This is a genomic window from Pseudomonas sp. PSPC3-2, from assembly GCF_049897085.1.
In the GTDB taxonomy this organism is placed as follows: domain Bacteria; phylum Pseudomonadota; class Gammaproteobacteria; order Pseudomonadales; family Pseudomonadaceae; genus Aquipseudomonas; species Aquipseudomonas paraveronii.
In genome coordinates, this window is the sequence record NZ_JAFCVO010000001.1 from 93,891 (window position 1) to 112,805 (window position 18,915).

The 18,915-nt window shown below is 62.4% G+C and carries 19 protein-coding genes; 13 read left to right on the forward strand and 6 right to left on the reverse strand.

What is annotated here, in order from left to right; all coding sequences use genetic code 11:
* Positions 1-23 precede the first annotated feature (23 nt).
* The 3 genes from ACP7CJ_RS00430 to ACP7CJ_RS00440 all read right to left on the reverse strand — a co-directional run bounded on the left by ACP7CJ_RS00430 (position 24) and on the right by ACP7CJ_RS00440 (position 2,015).
* A complete protein-coding gene (locus tag ACP7CJ_RS00430; RefSeq protein WP_426099691.1) occupies positions 24-644 on the reverse strand; it encodes a DUF1120 domain-containing protein in 621 nt (206 codons plus the stop codon).
* Between the two features lie 67 nt (positions 645-711).
* Positions 712-1,332: a DUF1120 domain-containing protein gene (locus ACP7CJ_RS00435; protein ID WP_426099690.1), complete on the reverse strand. Its 621-nt coding sequence runs from the start codon at positions 1,330-1,332 to the stop codon at positions 712-714.
* A 44-nt stretch (positions 1,333-1,376) separates the two neighbouring features.
* On the reverse strand, positions 1,377-2,015 hold the full coding sequence (locus tag ACP7CJ_RS00440) for a DUF1120 domain-containing protein (RefSeq protein ID WP_426099689.1): 639 nt from the start codon (positions 2,013-2,015) through the stop codon (positions 1,377-1,379).
* Between the two features lie 412 nt (positions 2,016-2,427).
* On the opposite strand from ACP7CJ_RS00440, the gene ACP7CJ_RS00445 reads away from it, so the two are divergent.
* From ACP7CJ_RS00445 to dacB, 7 genes are all read left to right on the forward strand, one after another.
* Entirely contained in the window at positions 2,428-3,255 is an 828-nt protein-coding gene (locus ACP7CJ_RS00445; RefSeq protein ID WP_426099688.1) for an Hpt domain-containing response regulator, read from the forward strand.
* Positions 3,256-3,436: 181 nt separating this feature from the next.
* Positions 3,437-4,072: a response regulator gene (locus ACP7CJ_RS00450; RefSeq protein ID WP_426099687.1), complete on the forward strand. Its 636-nt coding sequence runs from the start codon at positions 3,437-3,439 to the stop codon at positions 4,070-4,072.
* Between the two features lie 103 nt (positions 4,073-4,175).
* Positions 4,176-4,646 carry a nuclear transport factor 2 family protein gene (locus ACP7CJ_RS00455; RefSeq protein ID WP_426099686.1) on the forward strand — a complete coding sequence of 157 codons (471 nt, stop codon included), beginning with the start codon at positions 4,176-4,178 and terminating at the stop codon, positions 4,644-4,646.
* A 36-nt stretch (positions 4,647-4,682) separates the two neighbouring features.
* Positions 4,683-4,958 carry a GIY-YIG nuclease family protein gene (locus tag ACP7CJ_RS00460; protein WP_247407777.1) on the forward strand — a complete coding sequence of 92 codons (276 nt, stop codon included), beginning with the start codon at positions 4,683-4,685 and terminating at the stop codon, positions 4,956-4,958.
* Between the two features lie 76 nt (positions 4,959-5,034).
* Positions 5,035-5,970 (forward strand): glutathione S-transferase family protein, encoded by a 936-nt coding sequence (locus ACP7CJ_RS00465; RefSeq protein WP_426099685.1) that lies wholly within the window; start codon positions 5,035-5,037, stop codon positions 5,968-5,970.
* Between the two features lie 110 nt (positions 5,971-6,080).
* Entirely contained in the window at positions 6,081-8,495 is a 2,415-nt protein-coding gene (locus ACP7CJ_RS00470) for a TonB-dependent siderophore receptor (protein ID WP_426099684.1), read from the forward strand.
* Positions 8,496-8,625: 130 nt separating this feature from the next.
* Positions 8,626-10,083 (forward strand): D-alanyl-D-alanine carboxypeptidase/D-alanyl-D-alanine endopeptidase, encoded by a 1,458-nt coding sequence (gene dacB / locus ACP7CJ_RS00475; protein ID WP_426099683.1) that lies wholly within the window; start codon positions 8,626-8,628, stop codon positions 10,081-10,083.
* Position 10,084: 1 nt separating this feature from the next.
* On the opposite strand, the gene ACP7CJ_RS00480 is transcribed toward dacB, so the two are convergent.
* The gene (locus ACP7CJ_RS00480) at positions 10,085-10,864 is read right to left on the reverse strand and encodes an IclR family transcriptional regulator (RefSeq protein WP_426099682.1); all 780 of its coding nucleotides are present in this window, start codon (positions 10,862-10,864) and stop codon (positions 10,085-10,087) included.
* Positions 10,865-10,983: 119 nt separating this feature from the next.
* Between ACP7CJ_RS00480 and hmgA the strand changes: the two genes are divergently transcribed.
* Genes hmgA through maiA form a run of 3 tightly spaced genes read left to right on the forward strand, consistent with a single transcriptional unit; the run spans position 10,984 to position 14,214 of the window.
* Entirely contained in the window at positions 10,984-12,267 is a 1,284-nt protein-coding gene (hmgA, locus tag ACP7CJ_RS00485; RefSeq protein WP_426099681.1) for a homogentisate 1,2-dioxygenase, read from the forward strand.
* Positions 12,268-12,270: 3 nt separating this feature from the next.
* Complete coding sequence (gene fahA, locus ACP7CJ_RS00490; RefSeq protein ID WP_426099680.1) at positions 12,271-13,557, forward strand: fumarylacetoacetase; 1,287 nt, start codon at positions 12,271-12,273, stop codon at positions 13,555-13,557.
* Between the two features lie 12 nt (positions 13,558-13,569).
* Positions 13,570-14,214: a maleylacetoacetate isomerase gene (gene maiA / locus ACP7CJ_RS00495; RefSeq protein ID WP_426099679.1), complete on the forward strand. Its 645-nt coding sequence runs from the start codon at positions 13,570-13,572 to the stop codon at positions 14,212-14,214.
* On the opposite strand, the gene ACP7CJ_RS00500 is transcribed toward maiA, so the two are convergent.
* The gene (locus tag ACP7CJ_RS00500; RefSeq protein WP_426099678.1) at positions 14,211-15,014 is read right to left on the reverse strand and encodes a SirB1 family protein; all 804 of its coding nucleotides are present in this window, start codon (positions 15,012-15,014) and stop codon (positions 14,211-14,213) included. The genes maiA and ACP7CJ_RS00500 overlap by 4 nt on opposite strands.
* Positions 15,015-15,199: 185 nt before the next feature.
* Between ACP7CJ_RS00500 and ACP7CJ_RS00505 the strand changes: the two genes are divergently transcribed.
* The gene (locus ACP7CJ_RS00505) at positions 15,200-16,219 is read left to right on the forward strand and encodes a Leu/Phe/Val dehydrogenase (protein ID WP_276196624.1); all 1,020 of its coding nucleotides are present in this window, start codon (positions 15,200-15,202) and stop codon (positions 16,217-16,219) included.
* A 71-nt stretch (positions 16,220-16,290) separates the two neighbouring features.
* On the opposite strand, the gene ACP7CJ_RS00510 is transcribed toward ACP7CJ_RS00505, so the two are convergent.
* A complete protein-coding gene (locus ACP7CJ_RS00510; protein ID WP_426099677.1) occupies positions 16,291-17,031 on the reverse strand; it encodes an EthD domain-containing protein in 741 nt (246 codons plus the stop codon).
* A 381-nt stretch (positions 17,032-17,412) separates the two neighbouring features.
* Between ACP7CJ_RS00510 and ACP7CJ_RS00515 the strand changes: the two genes are divergently transcribed.
* A complete protein-coding gene (locus tag ACP7CJ_RS00515) occupies positions 17,413-18,363 on the forward strand; it encodes a VOC family protein (protein ID WP_426099676.1) in 951 nt (316 codons plus the stop codon).
* Positions 18,363-18,710, forward strand: a complete 348-nt coding sequence (locus ACP7CJ_RS00520) for a Rieske (2Fe-2S) protein (RefSeq protein ID WP_426099675.1) — start codon at positions 18,363-18,365, stop codon at positions 18,708-18,710. Before ACP7CJ_RS00515 ends, ACP7CJ_RS00520 begins: the two co-directional genes overlap by 1 nt.
* Positions 18,711-18,915: the final 205 nt, after the last annotated feature.

The window sequence follows — 18,915 nt, forward strand, 5'->3', positions numbered from 1 at the left end:
CGGATTGAGTGAAGGTCATGGCGTTACAGGTACTTGACTTCGATCGTGGCCGAGCCGTCTATCGGGGTGTCTTCGGTGATGGTCACGTTCTTTGCCGGGAGGATGAACGGGAGTACCGAGAGCGCCATCTGCGTGTTTTTGGCAGGGACAGGGACTCGCGCTGCGCCGGGGTCGCGAATCGAAACCATAAAGGTTGTTGTCCAGGCATCACCCGGACGCATGGTGCCCCAGTCGGCGCCGTTGGTTGAGAAGATATGCGTGACGGTAGCCCCGTCGGCGACCCCTTTGTCGAGGCTCATGTAGTAACCGCCGATACGCTCACCGGGGATCGTCTTGCCGATACCATATTCAGCGTGGGCGCCGGAGTCGGCACGGTTGTCGGTGGTCTGCATGGCAAACAGCGTCGCTGACTCGCAGTCGATGCCCAATTGCAGGGTGGTCGGGGTCAGTTGGGTTCGGGTGTCCTGGTTAAGGTCCTTGACCGAAACCCGGCCCACGTCGACGGTGTTGGCCGAGAGGGTTGGCGTACACGCCGACGGCACGATCAGGCCTGTGACAGCCAGGTCGACGGTGGAGGCGGCAAACGCCGGGAAGGCGCAGCCGATCAGTACACCGGCAATGCTGGTGTGCAGTAGTTTTTTCATGACGGGTGAAGCTCCAGGGATGGATAGGAATACAGGGTGTCCAGGGAGGGACAGGGTTTTACGGGTGTTACAGGTACTTCATCTCAAGGGTCGCGTGCCCGTCGACGTTGACTTCGTCGGTGAGGGTCAGGCCATCGGCGCGGGCAATTCGGGTGTAGAGCACGATGTCCGCGTCGAAGACCGTCACCGCCATTGGCTGAGTGGTGTTGTCCACTGCGGCCACCGCGAGCAGGTTGAGGTGGCCCAACTGCGTACCGGGCGCCCAGGTGGTGCCGCCATCCAGGGACACGAGGGTGCGCACGGCCTGGGTGTCTGCCACGGGGTTGTTCAACGTCAGCGAAACGCTGCCCAGGTTCTCGTCGTTGGGGGTCGTGCCCAGGCCGTGGTGGTTGGGAATCACCGCTGTGCCGTGGCGGTTGTCGATGGTGGTCAAGGCAAAGAGCGTCGAGCCTTCGCACTGCACGTTCAGGCGCAGGGTGTTGCGGGGCAGCAGCGTGTCTCTGTCTTGGTTGAGGTCGCGCGAGGTCAGCTTGCCGTGGTCGACGGTGCCGCCATCCGACAAGCCCGGCGTGCAGGCTTTGGGGGTGATGACGCCGGTCACGCTCAGGTCGATCTGGCTGGCCGCCAACGCGCTGGACACGTTCGTCAGCAGCAGGCTCGCCAGCAGGGCGGGGAAATATTTATGCATGGTATGAACAACCTCTGTGGGCAATGCCCTGCGTGGATGATGAGTTACAGGTACTTGACTTCGATCGTGGCGGAGCCGTCGATCAGTACTTCGTTGCTCAGGTCCAGGTTGTTGGCGGCGGCGATCGTGGTGTCGATCAGCATCTCGGTGACCACGTTCTTGATCGGGATCGGCTTACGGTTCTGGCCTGTCGAGCCGTCGCCAAACGCCGCCAGTTTTTCACTCATCCACATCACATCGTCGATGGCATTCCAGCTCACGCCATCCAACGATTCGATCGGCTCGACGGCGACGTTATCGGCCACCGGGTCTCTGAGGGAGATCCAGAAAATGCCGATTTTCTGCAGGTTGTTGATCAGGCCCAAGCCGTAGCCGCTGCCGCCTTGGCCGTCCATTGACGAGCCGGGACGGTTGTCGGTGCTGCGCAACGCAAACAGGGTCTGGGCCTCGCAGTCCACGCTCAATTGCAACCGGGCGGTGGGCAGTTTGGTTGGGGCGGTGGGGTTGAGGTCTTTTGCCGCGATCTTGCCGTGATCCACCTTGCCACTACCGGACAGTGTCGGCGTGCAGGCGCTTGGGGTAATCAAGCCGGTGACCGTCAGGTCCACGGTACTGGCGGCGAACGTCGTGCCGCTGCCGACAAGGGCGATGGCGGCAGTGAGGGCGGCTAGGGACTTTTTCATGTGATAACGCTTCCGGTGCAAAGCTGACTGCCAAGAGGCTGGGGGCCCTTTGGCAGTTGCGTTGCGACCGACTGGAATGGCCGGTCGCGTCCCGCTCTTGGGATGCCGGGCAATTTATCGGGGGGAGGGCTTCTGGCAAATACAACAAATACGACATTGGGCGGATGTCGCACACACACAATCGACTTGTCGGAACTCGTTTTAATGTCTGTAGGAAATATAAGGATTTCGTAGTTGTTGTATCGCTCAGCCACCCTATTTCGAATAGCTTCCCCGCCGATACAGCTTCACGGCCCATTCGAACGGATGTGAGCATCAGCGCTTGAACCCTCGCCCATCTGTCGGCGCAGGTTCTGTCGGCCGTCGAGGTTGTCGATCCCGGCGCCGCGCGCTTCTTGAAGTTGAGGTAGTCATGTCATCAGGCCCTATCCCAGGCGACCGAGCAGGGGATGACCTGGGCGCGCAGCCCCCATTGACGCGGCATTGGCGCGAACTCAAGGTGCTATTGGTGGACGATCACCCCGCATACTGCCTGCTGATGGGCGCGATGCTGGAGCGATTGGGGCTGGCCTTTGCAGTGTGCGTGCAGGGCCAGGCCGCGCTGGCGATTCTGGATGTCACCCGCGTCGACCTGATTTTCAGCGACTGCCGGATGCCGGTGCTGGACGGCTATGCCATGACCCGTGAACTGCGTTGCCGGGAACAGCGCGCCGGTACGGAGCGCGTGCCGGTCATCGCCTTCACCGGCACGCTGGGAACCCGCGAAATCGAGCAGTGCCAGGCCGCCGGCATGGATGCCTGGCTGGCCAAACCCGTGACCTTTCAACAACTGCGCCAAGTGCTCGGCGACTGGCTGCCCGGCCCGCGCATCAGCGAGGCTGCGCAGCCGGTCATGGCGGTCGAGGGGCGCTGGCCGAGTCGAGCCCGCTTGGGGCAAATGTTCGGTTGCACCGAGGCGCTGCCCGGCATCCTGGCGAGCCTGGTGCATGAAGCCGAGCTCGATCTGCATGCACTGGCCCAGGCCACCGACTGCCTGCAAGCGCAGGCAACGGTCGAGCACTTGCACCGATTGATCGGCAGCGTGGCGTTCTTCGGCGCCACACCGCTGGAGGTGCGCGGTCACCAGTTGATCGAGGCGATCAATCGCGATGGGGTGGCCGCGCACCTTGAGCACTTGCTTGCATTGCGCGGCGACTTGATCGGGTATTTGAAGTATTTGTCGCTGTTAGGAAATGGATGACAGCTCTAGGCGATGACTGCTGTAGGTCGTCAGCGTGAGCAATTTCTTTTTTTTCTGTGGGGCAAAATCCTGCTCCCATAGATTGCTGGGCTATCTGCCATTACGGCTTTGCGGGGCGGTTGTTGCTGATCCGATCCGGGAGTATTTTGCGCGGATTCAAGTTGCCATCATGGTGGTGCTCATGCTTCGCGTAATTATTGCTGACGATCATCCCATCGTGCGTATCGGGCAGAAAGTGGTGATAGAAGCCAACGGCCGGTGCAAAGTCGTCGCCGAGGCCGACGGCCCGGATCAGTTGCTGGCGCTGGTGGACAGCACACCGTGCGATATCCTGGTGACGGACTTCGCCATGCCGGGTAACCAGCAAGCCGACGGCTATGGCTTGCTGGGCCTGATGCGGCGCCGGCATCCGGACTTGCCGGTGATTCTGGTGACCATGTTTGCCAACGTCGCCACATTGCGCGAATCGTTTGCCCAGGGGGCCCGGGCGATCCTGGCCAAAAGCGCGTCGGCCCGCGAACTGCCCCTGGCGATTGCCGCCGTCAGTGAAGGGCGCACCTTCGTCAGCGAATGTTTGCGTGCGCAACTGGCCGAGGCCGGGACGGGCGATCAGCAAGCCGTGCCGCAGCTGTCCGGCAAGGAGCGCGAAGTGGTGCGCATGCTCGCCAGCGGCATGACCGTCAGCCAGATCGCGGCGCGGGTCAACCGCAGCATCTCGACCATCAGCAAGCAGAAAAGCACCGCGATGACCCGGCTGTGCATCTCCACCGATGTGGATCTGTTCGCCTACGCGCGCAGCAGTGGCATGGTGCCCTGAGCCCGCAGCGGTCAGCGGCTTATTTACCCGGCGAATGTTGGTAGCCTTGGCGCTGCGGGCGGCTTATCGTGCGCTATCTTTTCGACGCCAGCGGAGCCTGCCCATGAGTGATGCCCATAACGCCCTGATCAGCGAGTTCTACCGCGCGTTCCAGCGCCTTGATGCGCAAGCCATGGCCGCCTGCTACACCGACGACGTGGTGTTCAGCGACCCGGCGTTCGGCGAACTGCGTGGGCGTGATGCCGGGGATATGTGGCGCATGCTCACCACGCGGGCCAAGGATTTTTCCCTGACCTTCGACCACGTGCGCAGTGATGACACCACCGGCAGCGCGCATTGGGTGGCGACGTACCTGTTCAGCGCGACCGGCAACACGGTGGTCAACGACATCGGCGCGCGCTTCGTGTTTCGCGACGGCAAGATCTGCGAACACCACGACCACTTCGACCTGTGGCGCTGGTCGCGCCAGGCCCTGGGCATCAAGGGGCTGTTGCTGGGCTGGTCGCCCGCGCTGAAAAACGCCGTGCGCGCCCAGGCGCTCAAAGGCCTGAGGGCATTTCAGGCGAGTCGTTGATAAGATTGGCGCTCCTCTGGTTTGCCGAATCGACCCGTGACTGATCTTTCTGAAGCCAAACCCTGGTTCGTTTACCTGGTGCGTGCCGCCAACGGTTCGCTGTATTGCGGCATCAGCAATGACCCGGTGCGCCGGTTTGCCTCCCATCAAAGCGGCAAGGGCGCGCGGTTTTTCCTCTCCAGCCCCGCCGTCGCGCTGGTGTACACCGAGCAGTGCGCCAGCAAGGGCGAGGCGCTGCGCCAGGAACGCCTGATCAAAAAATTGAAGAAGAGCGCCAAGGAATGCCTGGCGGCGAGTGGCGCATTGATCTGATTGATGGGCGCCTATCTCACCCCAGCGCAGTTTTGCAGGCTAAGCTGACCGCTCATTTAATTGAGCGGAGCCTGGTATGTCTGAATTGATCCTGCATCACTACCCGCAGTCCCCTTTCGCTGAAAAAGCCCGCCTGCTCCTGGGCTTCAAGGGCTTGTCCTGGCGCTCGGTGCTGATCTCGCCGGTGATGCCCAAGCCGGACCTGATGGCCCTCACCGGCGGCTACCGCAAGACACCGGTGCTGCAGGTCGGCGCCGATATCTACTGTGACACGGCACTGATCGCCCACCGCCTGGAGCAGGAAAAAGCCGGGCCGGCGCTGTTTCCCCAAGGCCTGGAACTGGTCACCCAGGGTTTCGCCGCCTGGGCCGATTCGGTGGTGTTCGCCCATGCGGTGGCGTTGGTGTTCCAGCCCGAATCCCTGGCGGCCAAGTTCGCCAAAGTCCCGCCCGAAATGCTCAAAGTGCTGGTGGCGGATCGCGCCAAGCTGTTCAGCGGTGGTACCGCAGCCCGTCTGCATCTGGAGCAGGCCAAGCATCAATGGCCGGCGATCATCAGCCGCATCGACCAACAATTGCAGCACCAGGCGGGGGACTTTTTGTTCGGTGAGCCGTCGATCGCCGATTTTGCCCTGGCCCATCCGCTGTGGTTCCTCAAAGGCTCGCCGGTGACCGCGCCGCTGGTCGACGCGTATCCCGCCGTCGCCACCTGGCTCGACCGGGTGCTGAGCGTTGGCCATGGCACTGCCACCGAGATGAGCACCGAGCAAGCCCTGGACGTGGCGCGTCACGCCACCCCGGCGGCGTTGCCCGATGAAGTGTTCGAGGATTTGAATGGCTTCACGGCCGGCCAGGCGGTGAGCATTGCGGCCACCGACTACGGCACCGACCCGGTGGTTGGTGAGTTGCTGTTTGCCGGCCGCGAAGAACTGATCCTGCGCCGGACTGACGAACGCGGCGGCACCGTGCATGTTCACTTCCCGCGCTTGGGTTTTTGCATTCAGGCGCAATAAATCCAAATTATTTTCAACCTGAGGTGAGGTAAACCCAGCGCCCATCCGTGTAGTGTTTGAAACTGCGACCAATTCGCATTAACAGCGTTTTCTACACGGATTCTCACAGCATGAAATCGACGGCGGGCGGTTGGGTTAAACAGTGGCTGGGAGCCTCGGTCTTGACGGTATCGGGGCTGGCGCTGCTGCCCCTGAGTGTGGCGCAGGCGCAGGAGCAACAAAGCGCCCAGTTTAACTTTGCCCTGGCGGCCAAGCCGCTGCCCCAGGCGCTCAGCGATTTCAGCCGGGTCACCGGGCTCAGCGTGATTTATACCGACGAAGCCCCTTACGGTCTCAACGCCCCGGCCGTCAGCGGCCAGATGAGCGCGACCCAGGCCCTGCAACGCCTGTTGGGCGGCTCCGGTTTTACCTTCCGCCAGATCGACGCCCGCACCCTGGCCCTGGAGCCCGTGCCTAGCGACGGCGCGCTGAACCTGGGCGCCACCACCATCAACGCGGTCGCCGAGTCCGCCGACAGCACCAGCTACCAGCCGCCGCCCACCAGCTCGGTGATGCGTTCGCGTGGCCTGCTGCTGGAGACCCCGCAAACCGTCAACGTAGTGCCCGCCCAAGTGTTGCGCGATCAACAACCGCGCAACCTGGATGACGCCCTGGCCAATGTCAGCGGCATCACCCAGGCCAACACCCTCGGCAGCACCCAGGATGCGGTGATGCTGCGCGGCTTTGGCGACAACCGTAACGGCTCGATCATGCAGGACGGCATGCCCGTGGTGCAGGGCCGGGCGCTGAACTCTACGGCCGAACGGGTTGAAGTGCTCAAGGGGCCGTCGTCGCTGCTGTATGGCATCCAGGACCCGGGAGGCGTGGTCAATATCGTCAGCAAAAAGCCGCAGTTGGTGCAGTCCACCTCCTTGACCGTCCGTGGCTCCACCTTCGGCAACGGCAAGAACGGCAGCGGTGGCAACCTCGACACCACGGGGCCCATCGGTGACAGCGGCTTGGCGTACCGCTTGATCGTCGACCACGAGGACGAAGATTACTGGCGCAACTTCGGCACGCACCGCGAGAGCATGATCGCGCCGTCCCTGGCCTGGTATGGCGATACCACCAAGGTGGTGTTCGCCTACGAGCACCGCGAGTTCCTCTCGCCGTTCGACCGTGGTACCGCCATCGACCCCAAGACCAATCACCCGTTGGACATCCCCGCCACCCGGCGCCTGGATGAGCCGTTCAACAACATGGAAGGCCGCTCCGACCTGTATCGCTTCGAGGCCGATCACGAGCTGAACGACGACTGGACGGCGCACGTCGGCTACAGCTGGAACCGCGAGACCTATGACGCCAGCCAGGTCCGCATTATCTCGGTCAATACCAACGGCACCTTGACCCGCAGCATGGACGGCACACGTGGCGCATTGACCACCGACCGCTTCGCTACGGCCAGTTTGGAAGGCAAGGTCAAGCTCGGCGGTATGCAGCATGACCTGGTGTTCGGCCTCGACGATGAGTACCGCAAGATCTATCGCGCCGAACTGATCCGTCAGTCGCAGCGCAGTGCCTTCAGCTACGTCGACCCGGTGTATGGCAACGATGTGCAAGGCACCACGGTGAGCGCCAAGGACAGCGCGCAGACCGACTTGCTGCGCAGTGATTCGCTGTTCTTGCAGGACGCGATTCACCTGACCGACCAGTGGATCCTGGTGGGCGGCGCGCGCTATCAGATGTACGACCAATACGCCGGCAAAGGCGTGCCGTTCAAGGCCAATACCGACGGCAATGGCCAGAAATGGGTGCCGCGTGCTGGCCTGGTGTACCGCTACACGGACGAACTGTCGTTTTACGGCAGCTACACCGAGTCGTTCAAACCCAATTCCACCATTGCCCCCTTGGACGATGGCAGCGTGCTCCGGGGCGACCTGCAGCCGGAGGAATCCAAGGCCTGGGAGCTGGGGACCAAACTCGACATACCGGGGCGCATCACCGCCAGTGCGGCGTTGTTCGATATCACCAAGCGCAACGTGCTGGTGTCCGTCGGTTCGGGTGCTGAAACGGTCTACAGCGTGGCGGGCGAAGTGCGCTCCCGTGGCCTGGAACTGGACGCCAGCGGCCAGCTCAGCGACCGCTGGAGCCTGATCGGCAGCTATGCCTATACCGATGCCGAAGTCACCAAAGACCCGGCGCTGCAAGGCAAGCGCCTGCAGAACGTGGCCAAGCACACCGGTTCGTTGTCGGCGGTGTACGACGTCGGCAGCCTGCTCGGCGGCGATGATCTGCGCGTCGGTGCCGGTGCGCGTTACGTCGGCCAGCGCGAAGGCGATGCCAAGAACAGCTTCAATCTGCCGGGGTATACCGTGGCTGATCTGTTTGCCAGCTACGACACTAAAATCGAAGGGCAGAAGGTCAAGTTCCAGCTCAACGTGAAGAACTTGTTCGATCGCACCTACTACACCTCGGCCGCCAGCTCGGTGTTTGTGTCGATGGGGGATGCGCGGCAGGTGTCGGTGTCGAGTACGTTGGAGTTCTGAGCCAGCGGCGAGGGCGCTTGTCGAGCCTGTCAGGGGCGCTTCGTCCCCCAGCGGGAGCCAGCTCCCTCGCCACAAACACCCGGAACTGTTAGCGTTGCCGCCACTGACGGCTTTGTGGAAAACGGTATTGATGCAGTTTGGACAAAAGTTACACACCGGCGCGATGCTGGTCGGCTTGAGCTTTTTACTGGGTGGCTGCGCCAGCGTTTCGTCGACCTCCAACTCTTCAACCCTGGACCACCTGTTGGCCGACCCGGCCCTGAATGGCGCCACGGTTTCGGTCATGGTGCGCGACGCCCGCAGCGGCAACACGCTCTATCAACACAACCCGCGCACGCGGTTGGTGCCGGCCTCCAACCTCAAGCTGCTGACCACCGCGGCGGCGATGGATGTGCTGGGCCCGCAATATCGGTTTTCCACCCAACTGCTGAGCGACGGCACGCAGCAAGGCGAGCGCCTGAGCGGCAACCTGTACCTGCGCGGCCTGGGTGACCCGACCACGCAGTTCGCCGATTACCAGGCACTCGCCGCGCAACTGGCCAGCCAGGGTGTGCGTCAGGTGCAGGGCGACCTGGTGTTCGACGACAGCTGGTTCGATGCGCAGCGCCTCGGCGTGGATTGGGCTCAGGACGATGAAAGCACCTACTACGGCGCGCAGATTTCGGCGCTGACCGTGTCGCCCAATTCCGATTTTGATGCGGGCACGTTGCTCGTCACGGCCACGGCGCCAGTGAGCCCCGGCCAGCCGGTCAGTGTGGCGATCAGCCCAGCCACCGATTACGTGCAACTGAGCAACCGTGCAGTGAGCGGCTCCGGCAACAGCTATGGGATTACGCGCCAGCACGGCACCAACCTGCTGCAACTCACGGGCGCGCTGGCGCCGGGCAAGCACAGCCGGCAATGGGTGAGTGTGTGGGAGCCGACGCGACTGGTGGCCAATCTGTTTGAACAGGCATTGGCGCAGCAGGGCATCCAGGTGCTGGGCCGGCGCGTGATCGGGGGTGCAAGCCCTGCGACGGCCAGGCTGCTGGCGGAGCATCAATCGGCACCGTTGCAGGAACTGATCACGCCGCTGCTCAAACTCTCGAACAACAACATGTCCGAAGCCTTGCTCAAGGCCATGGGCCGCAAGACCGCGAACGCCGGAACCGCGCAGGCGGGCGTGGCGGCGGTGGCGGCCTTCATGCGGCGCCAGGGAGTGGACCCGGCGAGCCTGAATCAAGTGGACGGTTCGGGCTTGTCGCGGCGCAATCTGGTGTCGGCGCAGACGCTCACCGACCTGCTGTTGGCGACATCCAAACAGCCGTGGTTCGAGGCTTGGTACAACGCCTTGCCGATTGCCGGCAACCCCGAGCGCATCAGCGGCGGCAGCCTGCGTTATCGCCTGCGCGGCACGCCGGCGCAAAACAACTTGCACGCCAAGACCGGTTCCATGGGCGGCGTGTCGTCATTGAGCGGTTACATCACCGACGCCCGCGGGCGGCGCCTGGTGTTTTCGATGATCAGCAACAACTACCTGAGCGACGCGGCACCGATCCGCGCCCTGGAGAACCGTCTGGCCGTCGCCCTGACGCAATGGCACGACTGATTCAGGGCTGGTAGCCCATCCGCCAACTCACCGCCCGGGTCGCCGCCAGCAAGCGCTGCGCCGCCGGGCCATCTTCATCGGCATGGAACAGCGAGGTGGGGCCAACCACGGTCATCACCGCCGCGACCTGGCCGACCGCGTTGAACACCGGCGCCGACAACGCATCCACACCGGGCATCAGCAGGCCATGCACAAAGTGCAGGCCACGTGCGCGGATCTGTTCGCACGCGCTGGCGTAGGCCTGGTCGTCCGCCAGGGCGTGTGCGATGCCGGCCTGGATCTCGCGCTCGCGCAATTCGACGGTTTCTCGCGACGGCAAAAAGGCACTGAACACCAGCCCGGTCGACGAACTGAGCAGCGGCAACACCGAGCCCAGTTGCGTCACTACCGTTACCGCGCGCACCGCCGGTTCGATCTGCACCACGGTCGCGCCCTGGTTGCCCCACACCGCCAGGAAGCAGGTTTCATTCAACTCATCACGCAGCTCGGCCAGGGGCAGGGCGCCGACTTTGAGCACGTCCATGCTGCCCAGCGCGGCGAGGCCCACGCGCAATGCTTCGCGGCCCAGGCCGTAATGGTTGGTGGTGCTGTTCTGCTCGGCGAAGCCCGAGGCGATCAGGGCCTGGAGATAGCGGTGAACCTTGCTCGCCGGCATCTGCACATGCTCGGCCAGGCGCGACAGCGACGTGGAGGGCGACAGTTCGGCCAGGGCCTTGAGGATGTCGGTGCCCACTTCGGCCGAGCGGACTTTTTGTTTACCAGTGTCGCGGGGCTTTTCCATGGGGCAACGGGAATCCGAGAGATGAGTGGGCGTCTTTATAGCTTGACGGTCGACAGTGATCAAATTACGTTATGCGTAACTGGATTACGATAAAAACAACTTCCGTCAGAGGATGATCCATGAACCTCGAATACCTGTCGGGCTTCGGTAATGAATTCGCCAGCGAAGCCCTGCCCGGCGCGCTGCCGGTCGGCCAGAATTCCCCGCAAAAAGCCCCTTACGGCCTGTACACCGAACTGTTCTCCGGCACGGCCTTCACCATGGTGCGCAGCGAAGCGCGTCGCACCTGGCTGTACCGTATTCAGCCGTCGGCCAATCATCCGGCGTTCGTCAAACTGGAGCGGCAACTGGCGGGTGGACCGCTGGGCGCGGTGACGCCGAATCGGCTGCGCTGGAACCCGTTGGCGTTGCCGAGCGAGCCGACCGACTTTGTCGATGGCCTGGTCGGCATGGTGGCCAATGCCGGGGCGGACCAACCGTCGGGCATCAGCATTTACCATTACTGCGCCAACCGTTCGATGGAGCGCGTGTTCTTCAACGCCGATGGCGAGTTGTTGATCGTCCCTGAGCAGGGCCGCTTGCGCATCGCCAGCGAACTCGGCGTGCTGGAAGTCGAACCGTTGGAAATTGTCGTGCTGCCACGCGGCCTGAAATTTCGCGTCGAACTGCTGGATGCGCAAGCGCGCGGGTATGTCGCGGAAAACCACGGCGCCCCGTTGCGCCTGCCGGACCTCGGCCCGATCGGCAGCAACGGCCTGGCCAATCCGCGTGACTTTCTCACCCCGGTTGCCCACTACGAAGACCGCAAGCAGCCGACAACGCTGGTGCAGAAATTTCTCGGCGAACTGTGGGCCTGCGAGCTCGACCATTCGCCCCTCAACGTCGTCGCCTGGCATGGCAACAACGTGCCGTACAAATACGACCTGCGCCGGTTCAATACGATTGGCACCGTGAGCTTTGATCACCCCGACCCGTCGATCTTCACCGTATTGACCTCGCCGACCAGCGTACACGGCCTGGCCAACCTCGATTTCGTGATCTTCCCGCCGCGCTGGATGGTGGCCGAGAACACCTTCCGGCCGCCGTGGTTCCACCGTAACCTGATGAACGAATACATGGGCCTGATCCACGGCGCCTACGACGCCAAGGCCGAAGGTTTCCTGCCCGGCGGCGCGTCGCTGCACAGTTGCATGAGCGCCCACGGGCCGGATGGCGAGACCTGCACCAAGGCGATCAATGTTGAGCTGGCCCCGCACAAGATCGATGACACCATGGCGTTCATGTTCGAGACCAGCCAAGTGCTGCGCCCGACCCGCTTCGCCCTGGACTGCCCGCAACTACAATCTGCTTATGACGCGTGCTGGGCCGCGCTGCCCGTCACCTTCAACCCGAACCGGAGATAACCCATGACTCAACCAACGCTTGCCCGCAGCTGGGTATCCTCCGCTAACGGTCACGGCGATTTCCCTCTGCAAAACCTGCCGCTGGGCGTGTTCAGTATCAACGGCTCGGCACCGCGCAGTGGCGTGGCAATTGGCGACTGCATTCTCGACTTGTTGGCCGCTCGCGATGCGTTTGACGGGGAAGCGCTGCGCGCCGTCGACGCCACCGCCGGCGGGCAGTTGAATGCGTTCTTCGAATTGGGCCGGGGCCCGCGCGTGGCCCTGCGCGAGCGCCTGCTGGAACTGCTCGGGGAGGGCAGCCCGCTGCAGGCGCGGGAGGCCGACGTGCTGCACCGCGCCGCCGATTGCCAGATGCACTTGCCCGCCAAGATCAATGACTACACCGACTTCTACGTCGGCATCGAACACGCGCAGAACGTCGGCAAACTGTTCCGCCCCGACAACCCGCTGCTGCCCAACTACAAGTACGTGCCGATCGGTTATCACGGCCGTGCGTCGACCATCCGCCCGTCCGGCACCGAGGTGCGCCGCCCCAAAGGCCAGACCCTGCCGGCCGGCCAGACCGAGCCGACATTCGGCCCCTGCGCACGCCTGGACTATGAGCTGGAGCTGGGCATCTGGATCGGCCAGGGCAACGCCATGGGTGACTCGATTGCGATTGGCGATGCGGCCGAGCACATCGCCGGTTTCTGCCTGCTCAACGACTGGTCGGCGCGCGATATCCAGGCCTGGGAATACCAGCCGCTGGGGCCGTTCCTGTCGAAGAGTTTCATCACCAGCATCTCGCCGTGGGTGGTGACGGCCGAAGCACTGGCGCCGTTCCGCCAGGCCCAACCGGCGCGCCCCGAGGGCGACCCGCAACCGCTGCCGTACCTGCTGGATCAACGCGATCAGGCAGCGGGCGGTTTCGATATCGAACTGGAAGTGCTGTTGACCACGGCGTCGATGCGTGAACAGAACCTGCCGGCCCAGCGCCTGACCCTGAGCAACACCCGGCACATGTACTGGACCGTGGCGCAAATGGTTGCGCACCACAGCGTCAACGGTTGCCAGTTGCAGGCCGGTGATCTGTTCGGTTCGGGCACCTTGTCCGGGCCGCTGTCGGGGCAGTTCGGCAGCCTGCTGGAGATCACCGAAGGCGGTAAGAAGCCGATTGAACTGGCGTCGGGCGAGGTGCGTAAATTCCTCGAAGACGGTGATGAAATCATCCTGCGCGCCCGTTGCAGTCGTGACGGTTTTGCCGCCATCGGCTTCGGCGAATGCCGCGGCACCGTGGTCGCGGCGCGCTGAGAGGGCCGGGCGATGGAACTCTACACTTACTATCGGTCGACCGCGTCGTACCGGGTGCGGATCGCGCTGGCGCTCAAGGGCCTGGATTTCACCGCCGTGCCGGTCAACCTGCTGGTGCCGGCGGGCGGTGCCAATCGCCAGCCGGAATACCTGGCGATCAACCCGCAAGGTCGCGTCCCGGCGTTACGCACTGATGACGGCGAACGGTTGATCCAGTCGTCGGCGATCATCGAATACCTGGAGGAACGTTATCCACAGCCGCCGCTGCTGTCCCCCGACCTGGCGACCCGCGCCCACGAGCGCGCAGTGGCATCGATCATCGCTTGCGACATTCACCCGCTGCACAATTCCAGCACCCAGAACCTGCTGCGCCAGTGGGGCCATGATGAAACGCAAGTGCTGGCCTGGATTGGTCATTGGATCAGCCAGGGCTTGGGCGCGGTCGAGCAGTTGATTGGCGATCACGGGTTTTGTTTTGGCGAGCGGCCGGGGCTGGCGGATGCGTTTCTGGTTCCGCAGTTGTATGCGGCCGAGCGCTTCCAGGTGTCGTTGGCGGCGTATCCGCGCATCGGGCGGGTGGCGGCGTTGGCGGCGCAGCAGCCGGCGTTTATCCAGGCGCACCCCGCGAACCAGCCCGACACGCCTAAGGGGGCTTAGTGCACCACTGAATTGGGTGGCAGATGCCCCAGCCGTTCGGCCAGGCGCAGGCGCTGGATCGGGTCTTCGCTGAGCAGCAGCGCGTGCTCCAGGTCGAAACGCTCGGCGCTTGGGCAATCCAGGCGTTGATACAGGCTGGCCCGCGCCAGGTAATCGGCGGCGCTGGCATGGCCCAGATCCAGCACGCGCTCGGCGTCGATCAGGGCCGCCAGCGGGTCGTCATTGGAAAGGTACAACTGGCGCAGGTTGCGTGACAGCCGTTGCAGGATAGAGCGTGGGGTGGCGGTGTGCAGGTGGTCGGCCTGCAACTTGAGGTTGGGGCCGTATTGGCGTTGCAACAGGTCGCGGCAATCGTTGGGGTACAGGCGGCGACCGCCACAGGGGTCGAGCAGGTGATCGGCGCCGGGCACCCGCAGCAGGAAGTGGCCGGGGAAGTTGACGCCGACCATGGGGATATTCAGGCGTCGCGCCAATTCCATCGCGATCAGGCCCATGGCCAGGGGTTGTCCGCGCTTGCGCTGCAACACCTTGTCCAGCAGGGCTGCGGCGGGGCGCAGCGGGGTGAAGTCATCCTGGGCGAACCCCAGGTCATTCAGGCGCCGCAACAGCGGTTGGCCGAGTTCATCCGCCGGCAACAGGGGCATGCCCAGGCTGACTTGCTGTTCGAGCGCGTTGAGGTCCTGCAAGATCAGCAGCGGGTGCACCGCCGCATCATGCTCGGCGGCAATCCACAGCGCGGCTTCAAACAGCGCAGGGGGTGAACGTTCCAGGCAGGCGAAAAAGGCGTGGCGGGGGTTCATTGCATTCTCCGGCGGATGCTCCCGTTTTAGCCTTGCTGTGAATTTTCGTCTAGTAGCTTGATAGAAATCCTACTTGCTTATGTCGCATGGCCCACAAAACCGGGCGGCTTATTCCAGCGCACTTCGGCAGTTTTCTGCCGCCCGCCTATACTTGGCGACACCAGAAGTGATTCGGGAGCTTGACGATGTTTGCTCTCATGCACAGCACCCGCCTTGAATCGCTGCACCTGAGCATCGACCCGATGACTGGGTTGAAGGCGGTCATAGCCATCCACAACAGCCGCCTTGGGCCCGCTTTGGGCGGTTGTCGTTACCTCGCGTATCCCGATGACGAAAGCGCGGTGGCCGATGCTGCGCGCCTGGCCCAAGGCATGAGCTACAAGGCCGCCCTGGCCGGTTTGCCGGTGGGCGGCGGGTGCGCCGTGATCCTGCGCCCGGCCCATGTGGAAAGTCGCGCGGCCCTGTTTGAAGCCTTTGGGCGGTGTGTCGAGCAACTTGACGGCCGCTATATCACCGCCATCGACAGCGGCACCTCGGTGGCCGACATGGATTGCATTGCCCAGCACACCCGCTTCGTCACCAGCACCACCGCTGCCGGCGACCCCGCCCCCCATGCCGCCATGGGCGTATTCGCCGGCATCCGCACCACCGCCATGGCGCGCCTGGGCAGCGACAATCTCGAAGGTCTGCGCGTGGCGATCCAGGGCCTGGGCAACGTCGGTTACGCCCTCGCCGAACAACTGCACGCCGCCGGCGCCGAACTGCTGGTCAGCGACATCGACCATGGCAAGGTGCAACTGGCCATGGAACAACTTGGCGCGCACCCGATCGCCAACGAGGCCTTGCTCAGCACCCCCTGCGACATCCTCGCGCCCTGCGGCCTCGGCGCGGTGTTCAATCGCAACAGCGTCGGCCAACTGCGCTGCGCCGCCGTGGCCGGTTCCGCGAGTGCGCAACTGACCAACCTGCAAGTGGCCGACCAACTGGAAGGGCGTGGCATCCTCTACGCCCCGGACTACGTGATCAACTCCGGCGGCCTGATCTACGGCGCCCTCAAACACAGCGGCGCCGAACTGCCGACCATCACCGCGCACCTGTCGAACATCGGCACGCGCCTGACCGAAATCTTCGCCCACGCCCAGGCCGAAAAGCGTTCACCTGCACGGGTCGCCGATGAACTGGCTGAGCGTCTGCTTTACCGATAGGCCATTATTAAACAGGCCCTGAGTCAACGATTCAGGGCCTGTTTAATTCGGGTTTGATTCCGCTGGCGGGTTCAACTATTGGGTTGCTGATCCAGAATCACGACTTCCTTGGCATAAACGAAGAAAGAGCCCGAAGCGTCGAGAACGCCCTCTTTGGCAAGTCGCTGAAACAGTGAGCGTTGGTAGGCGCGAAAGGTGAGGGAGTCGGCTTCATGCTCGAACCACAGACTGCTGACACCGTGCGACACTTGGATATCAGGACCGAAATAGGACGTTATTTTGTCGCCTTCCGGCAGGTAACGAGAGTGTATTTGCTTGCGCACGGCCCGTCCGAATATAGGCTGTTCTGCCGCTACCGCGTCATGAGCCTGGTTCCAGGTCAGGAAAAATCTTTCAAGTGGCACGTCGGGAAGTTTTTTAAGGAAGATCATGACCTTAAAGGCCCCAGTCCCGGGGTGCTGCACCCGTATTTCGCTTTCATCCATCAACTGCGCGATTTGGTTCGACATGTCGGCGAAATTCAGCGCGTCCGGGCCGGTTTTTTGTTGGGTGTGTGGGTCGCTCATGGTTCGAATCATTTGCAAGACATCAGCGAAAAACAATTCGGTCACTGAGTCCCGATGAAATGCTTGCGTGTAAGCAGGATCCGCGTCGGCACCGAAGGCGGAGTCAAACACGTGATTCTGAACGTAGCGACTGAGCCCCAAAGGGTTTTCCCGCGCTAATTGCCCATGTTTATGTTCGATGTAGTTGAGAAACTCGGAATGGGTCATCCCAGGCTTACGACGCACTGCGGCTACAATTTTTATCATCGAAACGCTCACTTTCCAATTTGAGTGCAATCAAGCGACATGCTGCTGTACGTGTGGCAAGGGTGTTCAACGCCTTCCGTGAGCAGGCAGATTTACAACACTTAACACGTACTCCTGTTTGCGCAGCCATCGAGATTGGCGCTAGCAGGTATCGTCCGGAACGCTGCCTGCCCCGTATGTCGATTCGGGTTTGCAGGTATCTCGTTTGCCAATACATCACATCCTGACATGCGATTAGTCAGCGTCCTCTGACACCGGCAACCTTTTCAGCCAGTCGGTCGCGATTTTCGGTGTCCGACCACCACCACCGGACTTACTGGCCCTGACCTCTGAAGAGGGTCTCGGTGAGCCCGTATCATAATTTCAATGGAGTGGTATGGCATGAACATCATTGGCCTTGACGCCCTGGTTTTTGGCGTTGACGACATCCCCGCTTGTGGCGCCTGCCTGAGTGACTACGGCCTGACCCCGGTCGAAGTTGACGGCAACGGTGGGCGTTTTGAAGCCTTGGACGGTACGGCAATTGTCATTCGTCGGGCGGATGATCCTGCATTGCCACCGGCCATCGGCCCGGCTCCCTCGATTCGTGAAACCGTCTACGGCGTGGCCAGCGCGGCGGACCTTGATGCGATCGGGCATGAGTTGTCACGCGATCGAACGGTGACTTGGGACAACGAAGGTGCGTTGCACAGTCTCGATGACTCGGGCTTTGCCATTGCGTTTCAAGTCAGTGTCCGGCGCGATTTCAGCGCCGCGCCCGACCTCACGAACTCGCCGGGTACCGCACCGCAGCGCCCGATCAATCAGCTCGGCATCTTTCCCGACATGCCGGCTGTGCCGCGCACTTTGTCCCATGTTGTGTACTTCGTGCCTGACGCTGTCAAAGCCGAGGCGTTCTATGCCGAGCGTCTGCGGTTCAAAACCACGGATCGTTTCGATCGCGTCGGTCCGTTCATGCGACCGCAAGGTTCAGATGAGCACCATTGCCTTTTCATGATTCAAACCCCGGCCCACATGCAGGGCTGCGAACACTTCACTTTTCACCTGGGCAGCGGCACTGAAGTGCTGATAGCCGGTAAGCGTTTAGAGCAAAAAGGTTGGACCAGTTTCTGGGGGCCGGGACGCCATCTCTTCGGCTCAAACTGGTTCTGGTATTTCAACAGCCCACTGGGTTGTCACATCGAGTACGACGCCGATATGGACCGCCACGACGATGCTTGGGCCGCGCGCGAGGCACCGATATCGGCGGACAGCTCGCAGTTGTTCCTGTTCACCTCGCGTGAGAATTGGTCACCGGGTGGTCCTCCTCCCAAATCAGTTGAACAGGGCTGATGGGCGCAATGCTGCTGTGTCGCATCGACGCTTTGGTCGAGGGTCAAGCCTATGGTTTTGATCCCCTGCAACAAGGGCGTGACAGTGTTTTTGCGCTATGTCATCAGGGGACGGTGCGGGTCTATCTCAACAGCTGCCCGCATCTGCACGTGCCCTTGCAATATCGCAAGGACCGTTTCCTGAGTGCCGACGGCGAGCGAATCATCTGTTATGCCCACGGCGCACAGTTTTTACCCGATACCGGTGAATGCATCTACGGACCTTGTCTGGGTCAAGCCCTGACGGCGCTTGAGTTCAGTCTGGAGGGCGGGTGGCTGGTGCTGCCGGTCGAACAGTTGGCGGTGTAACCGGTGTGATCGAGGTATCGGCTTTGGCGATAGATCGCATCCCAGGACTAGATTGGTCAAATTCTTGTTTTGACGAGAAGCTGATTTAGAGCCAGTCCACGCAGCCTTGCATGCAACACCCTCGGAACCTGCGGCTCTTGAAAGCGTTGCCCCAACACGAGGTGCAGCGCGATGAAACTAAAAAAATAAAAACAACAGTGAGGTT

Bases quoted from the DNA above. Each gene is read 5' to 3' on its own strand.
- ACP7CJ_RS00520 (WP_426099675.1), top strand. From the start codon at position 18,363: ATGGGCGCAATGCTGCTGTGTCGCATCGACGCTTTGGTCGAGGGTCAA.
- ACP7CJ_RS00430 (WP_426099691.1), bottom strand. From the start codon at position 644: ATGAAAAAACTACTGCACACCAGCATTGCCGGTGTACTGATCGGCTGC.
- ACP7CJ_RS00450 (WP_426099687.1), top strand. From the start codon at position 3,437: ATGCTTCGCGTAATTATTGCTGACGATCATCCCATCGTGCGTATCGGG.
- ACP7CJ_RS00435 (WP_426099690.1), bottom strand. From the start codon at position 1,332: ATGCATAAATATTTCCCCGCCCTGCTGGCGAGCCTGCTGCTGACGAAC.
- ACP7CJ_RS00470 (WP_426099684.1), top strand. From the start codon at position 6,081: ATGAAATCGACGGCGGGCGGTTGGGTTAAACAGTGGCTGGGAGCCTCG.
- ACP7CJ_RS00505 (WP_276196624.1), top strand. From the start codon at position 15,200: ATGTTTGCTCTCATGCACAGCACCCGCCTTGAATCGCTGCACCTGAGC.
- ACP7CJ_RS00510 (WP_426099677.1), bottom strand. From the start codon at position 17,031: ATGATAAAAATTGTAGCCGCAGTGCGTCGTAAGCCTGGGATGACCCAT.
- ACP7CJ_RS00440 (WP_426099689.1), bottom strand. From the start codon at position 2,015: ATGAAAAAGTCCCTAGCCGCCCTCACTGCCGCCATCGCCCTTGTCGGC.
- dacB (WP_426099683.1), top strand. From the start codon at position 8,626: ATGCAGTTTGGACAAAAGTTACACACCGGCGCGATGCTGGTCGGCTTG.
- ACP7CJ_RS00465 (WP_426099685.1), top strand. From the start codon at position 5,035: ATGTCTGAATTGATCCTGCATCACTACCCGCAGTCCCCTTTCGCTGAA.
- ACP7CJ_RS00445 (WP_426099688.1), top strand. From the start codon at position 2,428: ATGTCATCAGGCCCTATCCCAGGCGACCGAGCAGGGGATGACCTGGGC.
- ACP7CJ_RS00455 (WP_426099686.1), top strand. From the start codon at position 4,176: ATGAGTGATGCCCATAACGCCCTGATCAGCGAGTTCTACCGCGCGTTC.
- maiA (WP_426099679.1), top strand. From the start codon at position 13,570: ATGGAACTCTACACTTACTATCGGTCGACCGCGTCGTACCGGGTGCGG.
- fahA (WP_426099680.1), top strand. From the start codon at position 12,271: ATGACTCAACCAACGCTTGCCCGCAGCTGGGTATCCTCCGCTAACGGT.
- ACP7CJ_RS00500 (WP_426099678.1), bottom strand. From the start codon at position 15,014: ATGAACCCCCGCCACGCCTTTTTCGCCTGCCTGGAACGTTCACCCCCT.
- hmgA (WP_426099681.1), top strand. From the start codon at position 10,984: ATGAACCTCGAATACCTGTCGGGCTTCGGTAATGAATTCGCCAGCGAA.
- ACP7CJ_RS00480 (WP_426099682.1), bottom strand. From the start codon at position 10,864: ATGGAAAAGCCCCGCGACACTGGTAAACAAAAAGTCCGCTCGGCCGAA.
- ACP7CJ_RS00515 (WP_426099676.1), top strand. From the start codon at position 17,413: ATGAACATCATTGGCCTTGACGCCCTGGTTTTTGGCGTTGACGACATC.